This window comes from Pseudomonas sp. EA_105y_Pfl2_R69, assembly GCF_963970915.1.
Taxonomy (GTDB): domain Bacteria; phylum Pseudomonadota; class Gammaproteobacteria; order Pseudomonadales; family Pseudomonadaceae; genus Aquipseudomonas.
This window is the reverse complement of sequence record NZ_CAXAOO010000008.1, coordinates 210,419-229,923: the sequence shown is the minus strand read 5'-3', so window position 1 is coordinate 229,923 and position 19,505 is coordinate 210,419. Positions and strand designations below refer to the sequence as shown.

The following is a 19,505-nucleotide window of genomic DNA, read 5'->3' as shown; positions in this document are numbered from 1 at the left end:
TGCATGACACCTTCGGCCTGCCGACCTATATCAGCGGCCTGATCCTGACCGTGGTGATCGGCCTGATCATCTTCGGCGGCATCAAGCGCATCGCCAAGTTCGCCGACGTGCTGGTGCCGGTGATGGCGTTTGCCTACATCGCCATGGCGCTGTTCGTGATCGGCAGCAATGTCGACGCCATCCCCGCCACCCTGGCGCTGATCGTCAAGAGCGCCTTCGGTCTGGAACCGGCCTTCGCCGGCGGTATCGGCGCGGCCATCATCATGGGCGTCAAGCGCGGCCTGTTCTCCAACGAAGCCGGCCTGGGCAGTGCGCCCAACGTTGCCGCGGTGGCCGAGGTCAAGCACCCGGTGGCCCAGGGCATCGTGCAGTCGCTCAGCGTGTTTATCGACACCATGATCCTGTGCAGCTGCACCGCGCTGATTATCCTGCTGTCGGGCGTGTATCAGCCGGGTATGGATATCGCCGGCGTGGTGCTGACCCAGACCGCAGTCGCCAGTGTGGTCGGTGAGTGGGGCCGGGTGTTCGTCACCGTTGCGCTGCTGATGTTCGTGTTCACCACCCTGATCTACAACTACTACCTGGGTGAAAACGCCCTCGGTTTCTTCAGCCAGAAGCGCGGCCCGGTAATGGTCTACCGCGTGCTGGTGGTGGCGCTGGTACTCTGGGGTTCGGTGCAGGATCTGGGCACCGTGTTCGCCTTCGCCGACGTGACCATGGGCCTGCTGGCCATCTGCAACCTGGTCGCCCTGGCCCTGTTGTTCAAGGTCGGCCTGCGCCTGATGCGCGACTACGACAACCAGCGCAAGGCCGGCGTCGAATCGCCGGTGCTGGACGCCAAGCACTTCGCCGACCTGGACCTCGACCCGGCCGTCTGGTCGAGCAGCGCGCCAGCCGCCAAGGCCAGCAACCAGGCGGAAATCGGCAACACGGTGCATCAGCGTTAAGTCGCCCGCTTGATCTGACAACTGATCTGACAAACAGGGGGCTAGGCCCCCTGTTTTCTTATAGAGCCTGTTTACGATCTGCTGCGCATCGGCCATCCGGCGTTAAAAACAGCCTCGGAATGCTCATTTACAGCTGTAAACTCCGCTTCCTCGGCTGTTTTTGCCTTGTCTGACTCTAGCTCGCTAGATCGTAAATAGACTCTAAGAACAATAAAAAACGGAGAACCCCTATGGGTTGTAAAAAACTCCTAGTGCTCTATACCGGCGGCACCATCGGCATGCAGATGAGCGCCGAGGGCCTGGCCCCGGCATCCGGCTTCGAAGCGCGGGTACGCGCCCAGCAGAAACGCGAAGCCCAGCCACTGCCACAATGGTCTTTTGCCGAGCTGCTGCCGCCCATCGACAGCGCCAATATGAACCAGCACAACTGGCTGGCCATGGTCGCGGCGATTCGCGCCGGCGTCGAACAGGACGGCTGCGACGCCGTCCTGCTGCTGCACGGCACCGATACCCTGGCCTACAGCGCAGCGGCCCTGAGCTTTCTGCTGCTCGGCCTGCCCGCGCCAGTGATCCTCAGCGGCTCGATGCTGCCGGCGGGGGCCGACGGCAGCGATGCCTGGGGCAACCTGTTCGGGGCCATGCGTGCCCTGCACGCTGGCGTCGCGCCTGGCGTGCACCTGTATTTCAACGGCACGCTGATGCATGGCGCGCGGGTCAGCAAACTGCGCAGCGATGCCTTCGACGCCTTCAGCGTGCTGCCGCGCCAGCGCCAGAGCCCGCGGGCCGAGAGCATCCCGGCCAGCATCGACTACCGTCAGCTGCGCCAACCGGTCAATCTGGCCGTGCTGCCGCTGTTTCCCGGCGTCCAGGCCAGCCAGCTGCGCGCCCTGCTGGACAGCGGTGTACAGGGCCTGCTGCTGGAATGCTACGGCAGCGGCACGGGACCGGCGGGCGATGCCGAGTTGCTGGCGACCCTCGAGGCGGCGCACCAGCGCGGCGTGGTGCTGGCGGCCATCAGCCAGTGTGCGCACGGCCATGTCGAATTTGGCGTCTATGCTGCTGGCAGTCAGCTGGCCGCCACCGGGCTGATTTCCGCCGGAGGCATGACCCGCGAAGCCGCCTTGGGCAAGCTGTTCGCCCTGCTCGGCGCGGGTCTCTCGCAGACCGAAGTGGAACACTGGTTCGGCCTCGACCTGTGCGGCGAGCGGGCGCAATAAACGCGCCCCTTGCAGCCCGGGGCCAAGCGTTCCAGGATGATCAGTCAGACCCGACGGCCTGCGCGCAGGCCCGCCAAGGAGGTTAGTCTCATGTCCTTCCGTATACCCGTCGAGATCCGCCCGATCAGCGCCGCCGATCACGCCGCCTGGCTACCGCTGTGGCAGGGCTATCAGCGTTTCTATATGACCGAGATCGCCGCGGCCACCAGTGACATCACCTGGCAGCGCTTTCTCGACCCGGCCGAACCCATGCACGCCGCCCTGGCCTGGCACGAGGGCAAGGCCATCGGTCTGGTGCACTGGATCTACCACCGCTCGACCTGGACCACCGGCGACTACTGCTACCTGCAGGATCTGTTTATCGCCAAGGATGTACGCAGCAGCGGTGCCGGCCGCCAGCTGATCGAGCATGTCTACCAAGAGGCCCTGGCCCATGGCTGCTCGCGCACCTATTGGCTGACCCACGAGAGCAACAGCCGCGCCATGCTGCTGTACGAACGCATCGCCGAGCGCTCGGGGTTTGTGCAGTACCGCAAGCTATTCTGAGGCCTGCTGGGCGAGGTTGGCGCGCCACTATACGTTGACCGTTCGGTCAGAAATATTAGTCGGCACTCTTGCCTGCACACTCAGGCGGCGCTATCTTCTGCGCCACGTCGGCGCTCGCACAGGCTCGACGACCTGGATCAGCAGACAGGGTAAACACTGAGCTGGCTAACCTGAACCTAACTTCAGAGGAGCCAACTCAATGGCTACTACCCGCACCTGGATCAAGAACCCCCTCGCCATCTTCACCGCCAATAGCCTCGACGCCGCCGGCGGCCTGGTGATTGAAGACGGTGTGATCGTCGAACTGCTGGCCGCCGGTCAGCAACCTGCCACGCCCTGCCAGCAGAGCTTCGATGCCCGCGAGCACGTGGTCCTGCCCGGCCTGATCAACACCCATCACCACTTCTACCAGACCCTCACCCGCGCCTGGGGCCCGGTGGTCAACCAGCCGCTGTTCCCCTGGCTGAAGACCCTCTACCCGGTGTGGGCCCGCCTGACTCCGGAAAAACTCGCCCTGGCGAGCAAGGTGGCCCTGGCCGAACTGCTGCTGTCCGGCTGCAGCACCGCGGCGGACCACCACTACCTGTTCCCCGGCGGCCTGGAAAACGCCATCGACGTGCAGGTCGAGGCGGTACGCGAGCTGGGCATGCGCGCCATGCTCACCCGCGGCTCGATGAGCCTGGGCGAGGCCGATGGCGGCCTGCCGCCACAGCAAACCGTGCAGCAGGGCGAGGTGATCCTGGCTGACAGCCAGCGCCTGATCCACGCCTACCACCAGCGCGGCGACGGCGCGCAGATCCAGATCGCCCTCGCGCCCTGCTCGCCCTTCTCGGTGACCCAGGAAATCATGCGCCAGAGCGCCGAACTGGCCGAGGAGCTGGACGTGCGCCTGCACACCCACCTGGCCGAAACCCTCGACGAAGAAGACTTCTGCCTGCAGCGCTTCGGCCTGCGCACCGTGGACTACCTGGACAGCGTCGGCTGGCTCAGCTCGCGCACCTGGCTGGCCCACGGCATCCACTTCAACCCGGACGAAATCGCCCGCCTGGGCCAGGCCGGCACCGGCATCAGCCACTGCCCGAGCTCGAATATGCGCCTGGCCTCGGGCATCTGCCCGACCCTGGAACTGGAAGCGGCCGGTGCGCCAATCGGCCTAGGCGTCGATGGTTCGGCGTCCAACGATGCCTCGAACATGATCCTCGAAGCGCGCCAGGCCCTGTATATCCAGCGCCTGCGTTACGGTGCCGAGAAGATCACCCCAGAACTGGTGTTGGGCTGGGCCAGCAAGGGCTCGGCCAAGCTGCTGGGGCGCACTGATATCGGCGAACTGGCGGTAGGCAAGCAGGCCGACCTGGCCTTCTTCAAGCTCGACGAGCTGCGCTTCTCCGGCAGCCACGACCCGATCTCGGCGCTGCTGCTGTGCGGTGCCGACAAGGCCGACCGGATGATGATTGGCGGCCAGTGGCGGGTGATCGATGGGCAGATCGAGGGTCTGGATGTGGCCCAACTGATCGCCGACCACCGTCAGGCCGCCAAGGCCCTGATCGCCGGTTAAGGCGGCGGCCCTGCCGGCTCCGGCCGGCCTTCGCGAATGAGAACACCGCCTTGGGGGCATCACGCACCCTAGGCAAGCCCATGACCGTATAACAATTAATGGCAGGCTTTCATCATGACTGATACCCGGAACGCGACTGCGTCGGCCCCGGCCGGCAACAACGAACTCATCTACCAGCTGCACGACACCCCACCGGCGGCCGCCGCCGCATTCGCCGCGCTGCAACACGTGCTGGCCAGCTTCGTCGGCATTATCACCCCCACCCTGATCGTCGGCGGCGTGCTCGGCCTCGGTGCCTATATCCCCTATCTGGTGAGCATGGCGCTGTTTGTCTCCGGCCTCGGCACCTTTATCCAGGCCAAGAAGATCGGTCCGGTCGGCTCCGGCCTGCTGTGCCTGCAAGGCACCAGCTTCGCCTTCCTCAGCGTGATCCTCAGCGCCGGCTTTATCGTCAAGGGCCGCGGCGGTAGCCCGGAGGACATACTCGGCACCATCTTCGGCGTGTGCTTCTGCGCCGCCTTCGTCGAGATCGCCTTCAGCCAGGTGATCATCAAGCTGCGCAAGGTGATCACCCCGGTGGTCACCGGCACCATCATCTGCCTGATCGGCCTGTCGCTGGTTAAGGTAGCGATGACCGACATGGCCGGCGGCTTCGGTGCCGAGGACCTGGGTTCGCTGCACAACCTCGGCCTGGCCGCGCTGGTGCTGACCACCATCATCCTGCTCAATCGCGCCAAGTCGCCGATGCTGCGCCTGTCGGCTGTGGTTATCGGCCTGACCCTGGGCTTCCTCGCCGCCTGGTACACCGGTATGGTCGACTTCGCCAACATGGCTCAGGTGCCATTGGTCAGCGTGCCGGTGCCGTTCAAGTACGGTTTCCACTTCGACTGGGTGGCCTTCGTCCCTGTAGCGGTGATTTTCCTCATCACCCCGCTGGAAACCTCCGGTGACCTGACCGCCAACTCGATGATCTCGCGCCAGCCGGTCAGCGGCCCGCTGTATCTGTCGCGGATCAAGTCCGGGGTCCTGGCCGACGGCATCAACTCGGCCATGGCCGCGCTGTTCAACAGCCTGCCGATGACCACCTTCAGCCAGAACAACGGGGTGATCCAGCTGACCGGCGTGGCCAGCCGCCACGTGGCCTTCTATATCGCCGGCATCTTGGTGCTGCTCGGCCTGTTCCCGCAGATCGGCGCGGTGCTGCAGCTGATGCCCAAGCCGGTGCTCGGCGGTGCCACCCTGATCATGTTCGGCACCGTGGCGGTGGCCGGCATCAAGATTCTCAGCGAGGCGGGCCTGGGCCGGCGCAACATGCTGATCGTGTCGATTTCCATCGGCCTGGGTCTGGGTGTTGCCGGCGTCCCCGAGGCGTTGTCGCAGATGCCCGAGGCGCTGAAGAACATCTTCGGCTCGCCGATCACCATCGGTGCCTTCGCGGCCATACTGCTGAATATACTGATGCCGGAGGAGGCTAACGAAGAGCTGCCAGAGCTTGCCGCCGACGGGTCTCAGGCGCAAAGCAAGGTCAGCTCCGAACTGGGCTAACCGGCAACCAGCCCGGCTGTATCGACCCAGGTCGATACAGCCGGGGCATACCTTCTCGGCCTGTTCGGGCCGCTAGAACACCGACCAGCCGATCCGCTCGCTAAGCAGCTCCAGGGCCTTGATCCCGGCCAGGGAGTTGCCGGCGGCATTCAGTTCCGGTGACCACACACAGACGCTGAAGCGCCCCGGCACCACCGCGACGATGCCGCCGCCGACGCCGCTCTTGCCCGGCAAACCGACCCGGTAGGCAAAGTTGCCGGCCTCGTCATACAGGCCGCTGGTGGCCATGATCGCGTTGACCTGCTTGGTCTGTCTGGGCGTGAGAATCTGCACACCGCTGTGCTTGCAGAAGCCGTCGTTGGCCAGAAAGCAGAAGGCCCGCGCCAGGTCGACGCAGCTCATGCGCAGGGCGCAATGGCTGAAATAGCTGCGCAGCACCGTCTCCACATCGTTATGAAAATTGCCGAAGGACTGCATCAGGTAGGCCGCCGCGGCGTTGCGCGCGCGGTGCTGGTATTCCGAATCGGCCACCCGGTTGTCCACCGCCACCAGCGGGTTGCCGGCCAGGCGGCGGACGAAATCGCGCAGCGACGGCACCGGCGCGGCGAAGCGCGACTGGTTGATATCGCAGATCACCAGGGCCCCGGCATTGATAAAGGGATTGCGTGGCCGGCCACGCTCGAACTCCAGCTGCACCAGGGAGTTGAACGGCTGCCCGGACGGCTCGTGGCCCAGGCGCTGCCAGATAGCCTCGCCGGAATGCTCGATGGCCTGCACCAGGCCGAACACCTTGGAAATGCTCTGCACCGAGAACGCCGTTGCGGCATCGCCGGCGCAGAACAACTCACCCTCGTTGCTGTACACCGCGATGCCCAGCTGGTTGGCCGGCACATCGGCCAGAGCGGGGATGTAATCGGCCACCTTGCCCCGGCCGATCAGCGGGCGGACTTCATCGAGAATCTCATTCAACAGCGCTTGCATGCTCGGGCTCGCAGCAGGGCCCGGGGCCACCCCGGACGATGGCTGATAGACGCCCACGCGGCGCAGCGGATCACACCGCAATGGCATCCCGAAGCCTGGATTCCCTGTCGACGACCCGTAGGGTGGATGACGCTTTACCCATCCAGCAGACCGCGATGGTGGATGAAAAAGGCGTCATCCACCCTACACAGCCATCGCGCACGGGAGCGCGCTTGCTAGAACTTTTCCGCGCGCAGCACTTCCACCTGGGCCAGGTAGCAGACCATGGCGAAGTTGGCGTAGTACCTGTCCTGCAGGTGGGTGGCGATGCGTTCGGCCACGTCCCGGGCGCAGATGATCTCCACGCGGATATTGCCTTCGGCCTCCCAACCGGCGCTGCGCACACCGCGGCCGCCGCGACCGCGGGCGTCGGAGAGGGTCCAGCCGGGCGCGCCGAGGGTTTCCAGGTCGGCCAGCAGTTTCTTCTCCAGGGCCGCCTCGCAGATCACGGTAAGCAGGGTGCGGGTGTGTGCGTTCATCTCAAAGCCCCCAGGCGATCAGTTGTTCGGCCAGCGCCAAGTACAGCGGGATGCCGATCAGGATATTGAAGGGGAAGCTGATGCCCAGCGAGGCGGTCAGCGACAGCGACGGGTTGGCCTCCGGCAAGGCCAGGCGCATGGCCGCCGGCACGGCGATATAGGACGCCGAGGCGGCCAGGGTGGCGAGCATCGCCGTGCCGCCCAGGCTCAGCCCCATCATGCGCCCCAGCAGTGCACCGACCAGCGCCCCGAGTAGTGGCATCAGCAGGGCGAAGCCGAGCAGGCGCAGGCCGAACTGTTTCAGCGCGCCAAGCTGCCCCGAGGCGATCAGGCCCATCTCCAGCAGGAAGAACGCCAGCACCGGCTTGAACATGCTGGTGTACAGCGGCTCCAGCGGCTTGATGCCCTCCTTGCCGGCAACCGCGCCGATAATCAGACCGCCGAGCAGCAGCATGATGCTCTTGCCGAGAAAGATCTCCCGGCCCAGTTCGCGCCAGTCGGTGTCCCGCGACAGACCCTTGGCCAGCAGGATGCCGACCAGAATCGCCGGGATCTCGAGGATGGCGACGAACAGCGGCATATAGCTTTCGAACGCGATGCCCTTGGCCAGCATAAAGGCCACCACCACCGCGAAGGTGCCGGCGCTGACCGAGCCGTAGTGCGCCGCCACCGCCGCCGCATTGACCCGGTCGAAGCGCAACCCGCGCAACACGGCAAAGGCCAGCAGCGGCAAGGCCACGCCCAACCCCAGCACCAGCCCCGCCTGGCCCAGCAACTGCCAACTGGCCTGCTCGGCCAGTTCCACCCCGCCGTGCAGACCGATGGCCAGCAACAGTATGATCGACAGCGTCTCGTAGAGCGCCGGTGGCAGCTTCAGCTCGCTTTTCAGCAGGCCGGCTGTCAGGCCGAAGACGAAGAACAGCACCACCGGATCCAGCCCCACCGCGCAACCCTCTCGTTGACTACCTGACCATAGACGCTTGCCGCGTCACATGGCGCTAACAGTCCGTTGAAAAACGACCTGCTGAAGAAAAGGCTATGCCCCAGCCCAGGCAGTGCTGAAACCCGGGCCGTGCGACCTGCCCGCCGGCGGGGAGCTGGCGTAACAGGTCGCGCGGGGCATAGCCGGAAAAAATGGAGCCTTGCGGCTCCCAAGGGACTTAACCCTGTTGCGTCTAGCTAGCGCCGCCGAGTCTCGTAGGGTGCGCTGTGCGCATCTGTGGTTCCTCGCCTGATTGGTGCGCACGGCGCACCCTACTGAAAGGCAGCGCGCCGCTCGTGAATAAAAAAGAAGCCCCGGCAATCTGTTCGAATGCCTGTCCAAGCAGCCCGGGGCTTCGAGGTTAACCTTCGATTTCCACCAGTACGTCGCCCGGGTTGACCCGGTCGCCCTTGGCCACATGCACCGCCTTGACGGTGCCGGCAATCGGGGCCTGCACTTCGGTTTCCATCTTCATCGCTTCGCTGATCAGCACCGCCTGGCCGGCCTTGACCGCGTCGCCGACCTTGACCAGCACATCGACGATATTGCCCGGCATGCTGGTGCTGACATCGCCTGGGGCGCTGGCCTGCTTGCGCTTGCCGCCGGTGCCGGCGACGAAATCGTTGAGCGGCTCGAACACCACCTCTTCCGGCATGCCATCGATGGACAGGTAGAAGTGGCGCTTGCCATCGGTCTTGACGCCGACCCCGGTGATGTCGACCCGGTAGCTCTCGCCGTGCACGTCGACGACGAACTCGGTCGGCACGCCCTCGCCACCCGCCTGGGCCACGCCGCCGGCTTCGGGGATCGGCAGCAAGGGTTCGGCGGCCAGGGTGCCGGCCTCGCGCTCCTCGAGGAACTTGCGCCCGATGTCCGGGAACATGGCGTAGGTCAGCACGTCTTCCTCGGACTTGGCCAGGGCACCGACCTCGCCGCGCAGCTTGGCCATTTCCGGCTTGAGCAGATCGGCCGGGCGCACGTCGATCACCTCCTCGCTGCCGATCGCCTGCTTGCGCAGCTTCTCGTTGATCTTGCCTGGGGCCAGGCCGTAGCGGCCCTGCAAATACAGCTTCACCTCGTTGGTGATGGTCTTGTAGCGCTCGCCGGCAAGCACGTTGAACACCGCCTGGGTGCCGACGATCTGCGAGGTCGGGGTGACCAGCGGCGGAAAGCCCAGGTCTTCGCGCACCCGCGGGATCTCCGCGAACACTTCGTTGATGCGGTCCAGCGCGCCCTGCTCCTTGAGCTGGTTGGCCAGGTTGGACATCATCCCGCCCGGCACCTGGTTGACCTGCACCCGGGTGTCCACCGTGGTGAATTCGCTCTCGAACTGGTGGTACTTCTTGCGCACCGCATAGAAGTACAGGCCGATCTCCTGCAACAGCTCCAGGTCCAGGCCGGTGTCGTACGCGCTGCCCTTGAGCGCGGCGACCATCGACTCGGTGCCCGGGTGGCTGGTGCCCCAGGCCATGCTGGAGATGGCGGTGTCGATATGGTCGGCACCGGCCTCGATCGCCTTGAGCTGGCACATCGCACCCAGGCCCGCAGTGTCGTGGCTGTGGACGAACACCGGCAGGTCGACCTCGGCCTTCAGCGCCTTGACCAGGTCGAAGGCCGCATAGGGGGTCAGCAGGCCGGCCATGTCCTTGATCGCCACCGAGTCGATGCCCATCGCCTGCATGGCCTGGGCCTGCTTCACGTAAGCCTCGACCGTGTGCACCGGGCTGACGGTGTAGGCCAGAGTGCCCTGGGCATGCTTGCCCGCGGCCTTCACCGCCTCGATCGAGACGCGCAGGTTACGCACGTCGTTCATCGCGTCGAAGATGCGGAACACATCGATGCCGTTGACCGCCGCCTTGGCCACGAACGCCTTGACCACGTCGTCGCTGTAGTGGCGATAGCCGAGCAGGTTCTGTCCGCGCAACAGCATCTGCAGACGGGTATTGGGCAGCGCCGCCTTGAGCTGACGCAGGCGCTCCCAGGGATCTTCCTTGAGGAAGCGGATGCAGGCGTCGAAGGTCGCGCCGCCCCAGACTTCCAGCGACCAGTAACCGACCTTATCGAGCTTGTCGCAGATCGGCAGCATGTCCTCGGTGCGCATGCGCGTGGCCAGCAGCGACTGGTGGGCATCGCGCAGGATGGTATCGGTAACGGTGATTTTCTTGGACTTGCTCATGTTCTGAATCCTTCCCCTACAGGCCGGCGTGGGCGGCAATGGCGGTGGCGATGGCGATGGCCAGGTGCGACGGGTTGCGTTTGATCGAGTACTCGGTCAATTCCGGGTGGCTTTCGACGAAGCTGGTGTTGAACTCGCCGCTGCGAAACTCCGGATTACGCAGGATTTCCTGGTAATAGGCGGCGGTGGTCTTCACCCCCTGCACGCGCATGTCGTCGAGGGCGCGCAGGCCGCGGTCCATCGCCTCTTCCCAGGTCAGCGCCCAGACGATCAGCTTCAGGCACATCGAGTCGTAGTAGGGCGGAATGGTGTAGCCGGTGTAGATCGCCGTGTCGGTGCGCACGCCGGGGCCGCCGGGGGCGTAATAGCGGGTGATCTTGCCGAAGCTGGGGAGGAAGTTGTTCTTCGGGTCTTCGGCGTTGATGCGGAACTGCAGGGCGAAGCCGCGATGGATGATGTCCTCCTGCTTGACCGACAGCTGCAGGCCGCTGGCGATGCGGATCTGCTCGCGGACGATGTCCAGGCCGGTGATTTCCTCGGTGATGGTGTGCTCCACCTGTACCCGGGTGTTCATCTCCATGAAGTACACCTCGCCCTCGGCCAGGAGGAACTCCACGGTACCGGCGTTCTCGTAGCCCACCGCCTTGGCCGCGCGCACCGCCAGGTCGCCGATATAGGCGCGCTGTTCGGGGGTCAGCTGCGGGCTGGGGGCGATCTCGATGAGCTTCTGGTTGCGCCGCTGGATCGAACAGTCGCGCTCGAACAGGTGCACCACGTTGCCGAAGCTGTCGCCGAGAATCTGCGCCTCGATGTGCTTGGGATTGACGATGCACTTTTCCAGGAACACCTCGGCGCTGCCGAAGGCCTTGGTCGCCTCGGAAATCACCCGGGGAAACGCCTGTTCCAGTTCTTCCCGCGAGTTGCAGCGGCGAATGCCGCGGCCGCCACCGCCGCTGGTGGCCTTGAGCATGACCGGATAACCGATGCGATCACCCTCGAGCAGCGCCTCGGCGATATCGGCGACATTGCCCTCGGTGCCCGGCGTCACCGGCACGCCGGCCTTGATCATGCTACGCCGCGCCTCGGTCTTGTCGCCCATGCGGCGGATCACTTCCGCCGAGGGGCCGATAAACTTGATCCCACGCTCGGCGCAGATCTCCGCCAGCTCGGCGTTTTCCGAGAGAAAACCATAGCCCGGGTGCAAGGCATCGCAGCCGGTTTCCACCGCCAGATTGACCAGCTTGCGCGGGTTCAGGTAGCCGGCCAGCGGGTCGGCACCGAGGCTGTGGGCTTCATCGGCACGCTTGACGTGCAGGGCCATGCTGTCGGCATCGGAATAGACCGCCACTGAGCGAATGCCCATCTCGGCGCAGGCGCGCACGATGCGCACGGCAATCTCGCCGCGGTTGGCTATGAGAATTTTCTTGATCACGGGCCTGGGTCCTCGATCGCGTCAGCAGGCGACCGCGGAAAGCGGTCGACGGATGACCGCAGCTCAGCTTGCGGTTATGCAATTAAGCTACGCTCCGCCAGCGATTAACAAAAATCAGTATTTATTGGGCTAAGCATTAGTAAAGACTTATAGTCAGCCCGAAACGGCCTTCTGGCGAAGGCCCGCAGCCACCCTGCGCCGCTCAGAGCGCAACCCTTCGCGAGCCAATAACCATGCGTAAGTCACTGCTGCGTATGACTTTTCGTCAACTGCAGGTGTTCCGTGCGGTGTGCGCCCAGCGCTCCTACAGCCGCGCGGCCGAGGAAATGGCCCTGACCCAGCCGGCGGTCAGCCTGCAGATTCGCCAGCTGGAGGAACTGCTCGGCCAGCCGCTGTTCGACTATGTCGGCAAGAAGCTCTACCTGACCGACGCCGCCGAAGCCCTGCAGCTTGCCAGCGCAGATATCTTCGGCCGCCTGGAGAGCCTCGACATGCAGCTGGGCGACTTGCGGGGCTCACTGCAGGGGCAACTGAGCCTGGCGGTGGAGTCCAGTGCCAAATACTTCGTTCCCCACCTGTTCGCCGCTTTTCGTCGCCAATACCCCGAAGTCAGCCTACAGATGGTGGTCACCAATCACAGCCAGGCGCTCAAGCGGCTGAACGCCAACCGCGACGACCTGCTGATCATGTCCCAGGTACCGACCGACCTGAATCTGGAGTTTCTGCCCTTTCTCAACAACCCGATCATCGCCGTGGCTCCGGCCGACCACCCGCTGTGCGGCCAGAACGGGCTGACCCTGCACGACCTCAGCGCCTGGCCCCTGCTGATCCGCGAGGCCGGTTCCGGCACCCGACAGGCCTGCGAGGCTTACTGCCACCAGAAGCGCGCGCACTTCGCCCAGACCCTGGAAGTCGGCTCCATGGAAGGCCAATGCGAAGGGGTGATCGCCGGCCTCGGCCTGGCCCTGCTGCCCCGTCACGCCGTGCGCCGCGAGCTGGACTGCGGCGCATTGCGCGAACTGCCGGTGGCCGAATTGCCGCTGCTGCACAGCTGGTGCCTGGTGCACCCGCGGAGCAAATACCTGTCGCCGGTGGCCCAGGCGTTTTTCGCCTTCGTGCGCGATCAGCGCAGCCAGATCAACGCCCTGGCTGAGCGCTTCGCCGCCCCAGGGCCTGGGCGGCCGTCAGGTAGTTAGCCGCGATCAGCTCGGGAAAGTCGGCCAGTTGCTGCTGCAATTGGCGCTGCTCGGCATAGCTTTCGATGGCGCGACGGTATTCCATGCGGCGCTGGTCAATCACTTTGCGCCGGGCACGGGCCTCGCTGGTGGCGTGACTCTGGGCTTTATCCAAGTAAGCAGACATAGGGTGCAACTCCCAAGCTGAATAACGGGAGTCACAGCATCGGCCAGGGATATGACGCTTTGATGGCCGCGCAATAGGTTATGTATCAATGACCTTGCTGCATGGGCCGCCTGGGGAAAAGTGGCACTGCCTGCAGAGACCGCAATGGGTAGGGTGCGCCGTGCGCACCGAGCATCTGCAGCCGACGCTGGTGCGCATGACCTAGGCGGCCCCGCGTCACCCTACGAAGTCAGCGCCTAGCCCTTTCAGTCTTCGACGTTCTTATGCGCCTTGGGCGACAGGCGCAGGCTGCGCAGACTGCGCTTGACGCTCTTGAGGTGGTTTACCAGGCCCGGGCCGCGGGCCATGGCCACGCCCATGGCGAGCACGTCGATCACCACCAGGTGGGCGATACGTGAGGTCAGCGGGGTGTAGATCTCGGTGTCTTCCTGCACGTCGATGGCCAGGTTGACCGTGGCCAGGTCGGCCAGGGGCGTCTGGCTGGGGCACAGGGTGATCAGGGTCGCGCCGGTTTCGCGCACCAGGTTGGCGGTGATCAGCAGATCCTTGGAGCGCCCCGACTGGGAAATGCAGATGGCCACGTCGGTGGGTTTCAGGGTCACCGCGCTCATCGCCTGCATATGCGGGTCGGAATAGGCGGCGGCGGTCAGCAGCAGGCGGAAGAACTTGTGCTGGGCGTCCGCCGCCACCGCACCGGACGCACCGAAACCGTAGAACTCCACGCGCTGGGCATTGGCGATGGCGGCGATGGCGCGCTGCAGGGCCTGGGTGTCGAGCTTCTCGCGCACCTCGATCAGGGTGTGCAGGGTGGTGTCGAAGATCTTCAGGCTGAAGTCGGCCACCGAATCGTCTTCATGGATCGCGAACTGGCCGAAGCTGGCACCGGCGGCCAGGCTCTGCGCCAGCTTCAGCTTGAGGTCCTGAAAGCCGGTGCAGCCGATGGCGCGGCAGAAACGCACGATGGTCGGCTCGCTGATACCGACACTGTGGGCCAGCTCGGCCATGGAGCTGTGCATCACCGAGGCGGGATCGAGCAGCACGTGGTCGGCCACCTTGAGTTCGGATTTGCGTAACAGATGACGCGACTGGGCAATGTGCTGCAACAGGTTCACAGAAATAGGCTCGATTTTGGCTAGCGAATCCATCAAGCACGCCTCATGGGAGTAATGACTCGGTTATGATCGGCGCACGACGGGTTGTAGTGGCCTTGTAGTTATACTACATGGCCGCCTCCCTCGCACTTATAAACCGAGTCGGAGTTCCCACCTTGAGCATTCCCTGCGACATGCTGGTGTTTGGCGGCACCGGCGATCTGGCCCTGCATAAACTGCTGCCGGCGCTCTACCACCTGCATCGCGCCCGCCGCCTGCATGGCGATACGCGCATCCTCGCCCTGGCCCGCAGCCAGCACAGCCGCGAAGCCTATCAGGCCCTGGCCGAACGTCATTGCCGGGCCCAGGTGGCCCGCGCCGACTTCGACAACGACACCTGGGCCAGCTTCGCCGCGCGCCTCGACTACTTCGCCATGGACGCCAGCCAGAGCGCCGACTTCGGTCGCCTGGGCAAGCGCCTGGGCAGCGACCCCGAGCGGGTGCGCATCTACTACCTGGCCACCGCCCCGGACCTGTTCGAGGACATCGCCACACACCTGCAGGTGGCCAACCTGGCCGGGCCCAAGAGCCGCATCGTCCTGGAAAAACCCATCGGCCACTCGCTGCAGTCGGCCCAGGCGATCAACGCCGCCATCGGCGCGGTGTTCGACGAATCGCGGGTGTTCCGCATCGACCACTACCTGGGCAAGGAAACCGTGCAGAACCTGATGGCCCTGCGCTTCGCCAACGCGCTGTTCGAGCCGATCTGGCGCGCCGGGCATATCGACCATGTGCAGATCAGCGTGTGCGAAACCCTCGGCGTAGAGAATCGCGGCGCGTACTACGACAACGCCGGCGCGATGCGCGACATGATCCAGAACCACCTGCTGCAGCTGCTCTGCCTGGTGGCCATGGAAGCCCCGGTGCGCTTCGACGCCGAGGCGGTGCGCAACGAGAAGGTGAAGATCCTCGAAGCGCTGAAACCCATCTCCGGTCTGGATGTGCGCGACAAGACCGTGCGCGGCCAGTACAGCGCCGGCAAGATCGGCGGCCAGGAAGTCCCGGCCTACTACTTCGAAAAGAACGTCGACAACGACAGCGACACCGAAACCTTCGTCGCCGTGCAGGTCGAGATCGACAACTGGCGCTGGGCCGGCGTGCCCTTCTACCTGCGCACCGGCAAGCGCCTGGGGCACAAGAGCTCGGAAATCCTCATCCAGTTCAAGCCGGTGCCGCACCAGCTGTTCGGCGGCGGCGAAGCCAACCGCCTGCTGATCCGCCTGCAGCCGGAAGAACGCATCAGCCTGCAACTGATGGGCAAGAGCCCAGGCAAGGGCATGCACTTGCAGCCGGTGGAGCTCGACCTCAACCTGGCCGACGCCTTCAACAAGCAACGCCGTTGGGACGCCTACGAACGCCTGCTGCTGGACGTGATCGAAGGCGACTCGACGCTGTTTATGCGCCGCGACGAAGTGGAAGCCGCCTGGGCCTGGATCGACCCGATCATCAAGGGCTGGCACCAGCACCACCAGAGCCCGCGCCCCTACCCGGCCGGCAGCAACGGCCCGGAACAGCTACAGAACCTGCTGGAACGCCACGGTCGGCAGTGGATGGAATAGCCGCCCGGCCCGACCATTCCGTGGGGTGCGCCGTGCGCACCGAGAACCGGCTATCTGCCCAGGTGCGCATGGCGCACCCGAAAGATTCAAGCGGTTAAACCGGGTTGAGCGGATAGAGCCGCTCATCGAACTGCTCCAGGCGTGGAAATGTCAGGGGCTGCTCCTGCGCCAGCCCCTCAAGACGCTGCTGGTAGGCCCGCAGAAAATCCTCGCGGGCCTGGTGGCTGATATAGGGCACATGCCAGGCGACGAAAGGTTCCAGCACCTGCAGGCCGACATAGGCCAGGGTGCCGCGCAGCAGCGGGCGCAGCATGTCCTCCAGCGGACCGTGGATCGCCCCCTCGCCGAACATATGCTCGCGCCCGCCCAGGGTCAGGCTGACCAGGGCCTGCTTGCCGGCCAGACCGCCCTGGTCGTAGAAACGCTTGCCGCCATAGCAGACGCCGGAGACCAACACCCGGTCGATCCAGCCCTTGAGCATGGCCGGCACCGAGAACCAATACAGCGGAAAATTGAGGATCAGCAGGTCGGCCCAGAGCAGCTTGTCCAACTCGGCCTGGATGTCGGCCGCCAGCTCGCCGCTCTTGACCCCTTCGCGCTGCTCCAGGGCATAGACCAGGTAATCCGGATTGGCCCGCGCGGTGAAATCGGCGGCCGAGGCCACCGGGTTCCAGTTCATCGCATAGAGGTCGGAGACCTGCACCTCATGGCCCTGGCCCTGCAGGGTCTCCTGCGCCAGGTCGCGCAAGGCCGCGGTAAAAGACTGGGGTTCGGGGTGGGCGTGGACTATCAGTACCTTCATAACAACTCCTTCACCGGGGCGCGCCTTGCGCACCGATTCGATGGCTGGTGCGCACGGCGCACCCTACGGATCACAACTGGATGGCCTTGGTCTCGACGAATTCGGCCAGCCCTTCTTCCCCCCACTCGCGGCCATTGCCGGACTGCTTGTAGCCGCCGAAGGGCGCGCGGTAGTTGAAGGCCGCGCCGTTGACGAAGCACTGCCCGGCGCGCAGTTGCCGCGCCAGTTGCAGCGAGCGTTCGCGGCTGACGGTCCACACCGCGCTGGACAGGCCGAACGGCGAGTCGTTGGCCATGCCAACGGCCTCAGCCTCATCGGCATAGGGAATCAGGCACAGCACCGGGCCGAAGATCTCCTCCTGAGCGATGCGCATGCGGTTGTCGACATCGGCGAACAGCGTCGGTCGCACATAATAACCACGCTCCTGCCCCGCCGGCGTGTCGCTGCCGCCACAGAGCAGGCGCGCGCCCTCCTCCTGGCCCAGACGGATATAGTCCTGCACGGTGCGGCGCTGACCGGCCGAGCACATGGGGCCGATAAAGGTCAGCGGATCAAGCGGGTCGCCGAGGCGCAGCGTCTCGCACTCGGCGCGGGCCAGCTCCAGGGCCTCGGCATAGCGGCTGGCTGGCAGCAGCATGCGGGTCAATGCGGTGCAGGTCTGCCCGGAGTTGATCATCACGTCCTGCACGCCATGGCGCACCGCCGCCGCCAGATCCGCATCCGCGCCGACGATAAAGGGCGACTTGCCGCCCAGCTCCAGGCACACGCGCTTGACCGTCGGGGCAGCGGCTTCGGCCACCCGCACCCCGGCACCGGTGGAGCCGGTAAAGGAAACCATGTCCACGTCCGGGTGCCGCGCCAGCGCCTCGCCGACCTTGCTGCCGGGGCCACTGACCAGGTTGAACACCCCGGCCGGCAAGTCGCAGGCCTGGATTATCTCGGCCAGCAGAAAGGCGTGTAGCGGGGTTTCCTGGCTGGGTTTCAGCACCACGGTGCAGCCCGCGGCCAGGGCCGGCGCCAGTTTGCCGAGCAGCTGGTGCAGCGGGTAGTTCCAGGGATTGATAAAGGCGCACACGCCCACCGCTTCGCGTAGCACCAGGGAGTTACCGACCTCGCGCACCTGATCCATCAACGCGGCCATCTCGGCGTAGCTGCGCAGGCCTTCGATCGGCCCATCTACCTGCACCGCGCGGCACCATTGCACTGGCATACCCAACTCGGCAGTGATCAGCGCGGCCATCTCGTCGGCGCGCGCCTGCAACCGCTCGGCCAGGGCGCGGATATAACCGGCACGCACGCTGGACGGGGTGCGCGACCAAGGACCGAAGGCGCGCCGCGCGGCCAGTACGGCGCGATCCACATCGCGCTCGTCACCCAGCGGCACGCGGCCGATCACGCGTTCCGTGGCCGGATTAAGTACCTCGGCCAGGCCGCCACCATGGGGGGCTTGCCAGGTGCCGTCGATAAACAGCTTGTTGTGGTTATGCACACACTTTCTCCTGCATCAGTTCCGCAGCGCAGCGGGCGATTCGTCGGCAGGCCTCAGCCAGCGGCGCGCTGCCCAGCACCAGGCCGACGCGGATATGCCCGGCGGCGCTGGGGCCGAAGGCTTCGCCGGCCAGCACCGAGACGCCGTGCAGGTCGAGCAGGCGCTCGGCGAAGGCCTGGGCGGACAAGCCGGTGGGACGAATATCGACCATGACGAACATGCCGCCGTCCGGCTTCAGGGCGCGCAGGCCGGGGCAGTCCTGCAGGGTGGTGCAGACCAGGTCGCGGCGCTGGCGATAGGCTTCGCGCATCGCCTCAAGCTCCGGCAGGTTGGCTTCCAGGGCCACGCAGGCGGCATCCTGAATAAAGTCGGGCAGACCGTAGAGCATGCACAGGGCGAGGTTCTCCAGGTGCCCGGCCAGCGACCGCGGGGCCACCACCCAGCCCAGCCGCCAGCCACTCATGGCGTGGGACTTGGACAGGCTGTTGAGCGTCGCCGTGCGTTCGGCCATACCCGGCAGGCTGGCCGGGCTGATGTGCTCGCCCTCGAACAGCAGCTCGCTGTACACCTCGTCGGAGATCAGCCACAAATCATGATCGATGCACAGCGCGGCGATGGCCTCCCAGGTGGCCCGCGGCAGGCTGGCCCCGGAGGGGTTGTGCGGGCTATTGAGCGCCAGGGCGCGGGTACGCGGGGTAATGGCGGCCGCGACATCGGCGGCCTGCAGGCGAAAGCCGTGTTCGGCGCGCAGCGGCACCGCCACCACCTTGGCCCCGCAGGCCCCGAATACCGCTTCGTAGGTCACGTACATGGGCTCCGGCACGATGATCTCGTCGCCGGGATCGAGCAGGCACTGGGCCACGCTGAACAGCCCGCACTGGGCCCCGGGCAGCACCACCACCTGCTCGGCGTCCACAGCCTGGCCACTGCGGCGGCTGTGGCGCGCGGCGATGCGCTGACGCAGCTCGCGCTTGCCACGCACCTCGGCGTAGTGGGTGTTGCCGGACAGCAGGCTGTCGATGGCGGCCTGGATGATCGGCTGCGGGGTGTCGAAGTCCGGGTCGCCCACCGACAGCAGAAGAATGTCCTCGCCACGCGCCTGGCGCTCCAGGGCACGGTAGTGGATGGTCCAGGCGGCGGCACCGTCGCCGGCGATACGTTGGGTCAGTTGCGAATAACGCATAGATGTCTCCTTTGGCTGGCAGCGGGGCGGCCAGGCTTCGTAGGGTGCGCACGGCGCACC

At 65.5% G+C, this 19,505-nt stretch carries 17 protein-coding genes; 7 read left to right on the top strand and 10 right to left on the bottom strand.

Annotated elements, in window-relative coordinates; all coding sequences use genetic code 11:
* The 5 genes from AACY13_RS20320 to AACY13_RS20300 all read left to right on the top strand — a co-directional run.
* Positions 1 to 947 (top strand): alanine/glycine:cation symporter family protein (locus AACY13_RS20320; RefSeq protein ID WP_339463393.1); only part of this gene is annotated, 947 nt, incomplete at its 5' end.
* 230 nt (positions 948 to 1,177) lie between these two features.
* Positions 1,178 to 2,164, top strand: a complete 987-nt coding sequence (locus AACY13_RS20315; protein ID WP_339463392.1) for an asparaginase — start codon at positions 1,178 to 1,180, stop codon at positions 2,162 to 2,164.
* Between the two features lie 90 nt (positions 2,165 to 2,254).
* Positions 2,255 to 2,710 carry a GNAT family N-acetyltransferase gene (locus AACY13_RS20310; RefSeq protein ID WP_339463391.1) on the top strand — a complete coding sequence of 152 codons (456 nt, stop codon included), beginning with the start codon at positions 2,255 to 2,257 and terminating at the stop codon, positions 2,708 to 2,710.
* 199 nt (positions 2,711 to 2,909) lie between these two features.
* Positions 2,910 to 4,265 carry an 8-oxoguanine deaminase gene (locus tag AACY13_RS20305; protein ID WP_339463390.1) on the top strand — a complete coding sequence of 452 codons (1,356 nt, stop codon included), beginning with the start codon at positions 2,910 to 2,912 and terminating at the stop codon, positions 4,263 to 4,265.
* A gap of 114 nt (positions 4,266 to 4,379) precedes the next feature.
* Entirely contained in the window at positions 4,380 to 5,810 is a 1,431-nt protein-coding gene (locus AACY13_RS20300) for a nucleobase:cation symporter-2 family protein (RefSeq protein ID WP_339463389.1), read from the top strand.
* A 72-nt stretch (positions 5,811 to 5,882) separates the two neighbouring features.
* On the opposite strand, the gene glsB is transcribed toward AACY13_RS20300, so the two are convergent.
* From glsB to AACY13_RS20275, 5 genes are all read right to left on the bottom strand, one after another.
* A complete protein-coding gene (gene glsB, locus AACY13_RS20295; RefSeq protein WP_339463388.1) occupies positions 5,883 to 6,791 on the bottom strand; it encodes a glutaminase B in 909 nt (302 codons plus the stop codon).
* A gap of 215 nt (positions 6,792 to 7,006) precedes the next feature.
* Positions 7,007 to 7,309, bottom strand: a complete 303-nt coding sequence (locus AACY13_RS20290) for a P-II family nitrogen regulator (protein WP_339463387.1) — start codon at positions 7,307 to 7,309, stop codon at positions 7,007 to 7,009.
* A 1-nt stretch (position 7,310) separates the two neighbouring features.
* The gene (locus AACY13_RS20285; RefSeq protein ID WP_339463386.1) at positions 7,311 to 8,252 is read right to left on the bottom strand and encodes a sodium-dependent bicarbonate transport family permease; all 942 of its coding nucleotides are present in this window, start codon (positions 8,250 to 8,252) and stop codon (positions 7,311 to 7,313) included.
* A gap of 400 nt (positions 8,253 to 8,652) precedes the next feature.
* A complete protein-coding gene (gene oadA, locus AACY13_RS20280) occupies positions 8,653 to 10,467 on the bottom strand; it encodes a sodium-extruding oxaloacetate decarboxylase subunit alpha (protein ID WP_445262598.1) in 1,815 nt (604 codons plus the stop codon).
* 16 nt (positions 10,468 to 10,483) lie between these two features.
* The gene (locus tag AACY13_RS20275; RefSeq protein WP_339463385.1) at positions 10,484 to 11,899 is read right to left on the bottom strand and encodes an acetyl-CoA carboxylase biotin carboxylase subunit; all 1,416 of its coding nucleotides are present in this window, start codon (positions 11,897 to 11,899) and stop codon (positions 10,484 to 10,486) included.
* 233 nt (positions 11,900 to 12,132) lie between these two features.
* Between AACY13_RS20275 and AACY13_RS20270 the strand changes: the two genes are divergently transcribed.
* Positions 12,133 to 13,095 carry a LysR family transcriptional regulator gene (locus AACY13_RS20270; protein ID WP_339463384.1) on the top strand — a complete coding sequence of 321 codons (963 nt, stop codon included), beginning with the start codon at positions 12,133 to 12,135 and terminating at the stop codon, positions 13,093 to 13,095.
* On the opposite strand, the gene AACY13_RS20265 is transcribed toward AACY13_RS20270, so the two are convergent.
* Both AACY13_RS20265 and hexR read right to left on the bottom strand, forming a co-directional pair.
* Positions 13,037 to 13,261, bottom strand: coding sequence for a PA3496 family putative envelope integrity protein (locus AACY13_RS20265; RefSeq protein ID WP_339463383.1), 225 nt, complete (start codon positions 13,259 to 13,261; stop codon positions 13,037 to 13,039). The two genes, AACY13_RS20270 and AACY13_RS20265, sit on opposite strands and share 59 nt — an antisense overlap.
* Before the next feature lie 245 nt (positions 13,262 to 13,506).
* Positions 13,507 to 14,373 (bottom strand): transcriptional regulator HexR, encoded by an 867-nt coding sequence (hexR, locus tag AACY13_RS20260; RefSeq protein WP_339463399.1) that lies wholly within the window; start codon positions 14,371 to 14,373, stop codon positions 13,507 to 13,509.
* Positions 14,374 to 14,483: 110 nt separating this feature from the next.
* Here hexR and zwf point away from each other — a divergent pair, with 110 nt between their 5' ends.
* Complete coding sequence (zwf, locus tag AACY13_RS20255) at positions 14,484 to 15,971, top strand: glucose-6-phosphate dehydrogenase (RefSeq protein ID WP_339463382.1); 1,488 nt, start codon at positions 14,484 to 14,486, stop codon at positions 15,969 to 15,971.
* Between the two features lie 94 nt (positions 15,972 to 16,065).
* Here the strand turns inward: zwf and AACY13_RS20250 are convergent, their stop codons facing one another.
* The 3 genes from AACY13_RS20250 to AACY13_RS20240 form a co-directional block, all read right to left on the bottom strand.
* Positions 16,066 to 16,773, bottom strand: coding sequence for an NAD(P)H-dependent oxidoreductase (locus AACY13_RS20250; protein ID WP_339463381.1), 708 nt, complete (start codon positions 16,771 to 16,773; stop codon positions 16,066 to 16,068).
* 70 nt (positions 16,774 to 16,843) lie between these two features.
* On the bottom strand, positions 16,844 to 18,262 hold the full coding sequence (locus tag AACY13_RS20245; RefSeq protein WP_339463380.1) for an aldehyde dehydrogenase family protein: 1,419 nt from the start codon (positions 18,260 to 18,262) through the stop codon (positions 16,844 to 16,846).
* On the bottom strand, positions 18,255 to 19,445 hold the full coding sequence (locus AACY13_RS20240) for a pyridoxal phosphate-dependent aminotransferase (RefSeq protein WP_339463379.1): 1,191 nt from the start codon (positions 19,443 to 19,445) through the stop codon (positions 18,255 to 18,257). Before AACY13_RS20240 ends, AACY13_RS20245 begins: the two co-directional genes overlap by 8 nt.
* Between the last annotated feature and the right edge of the window lie 60 nt (positions 19,446 to 19,505).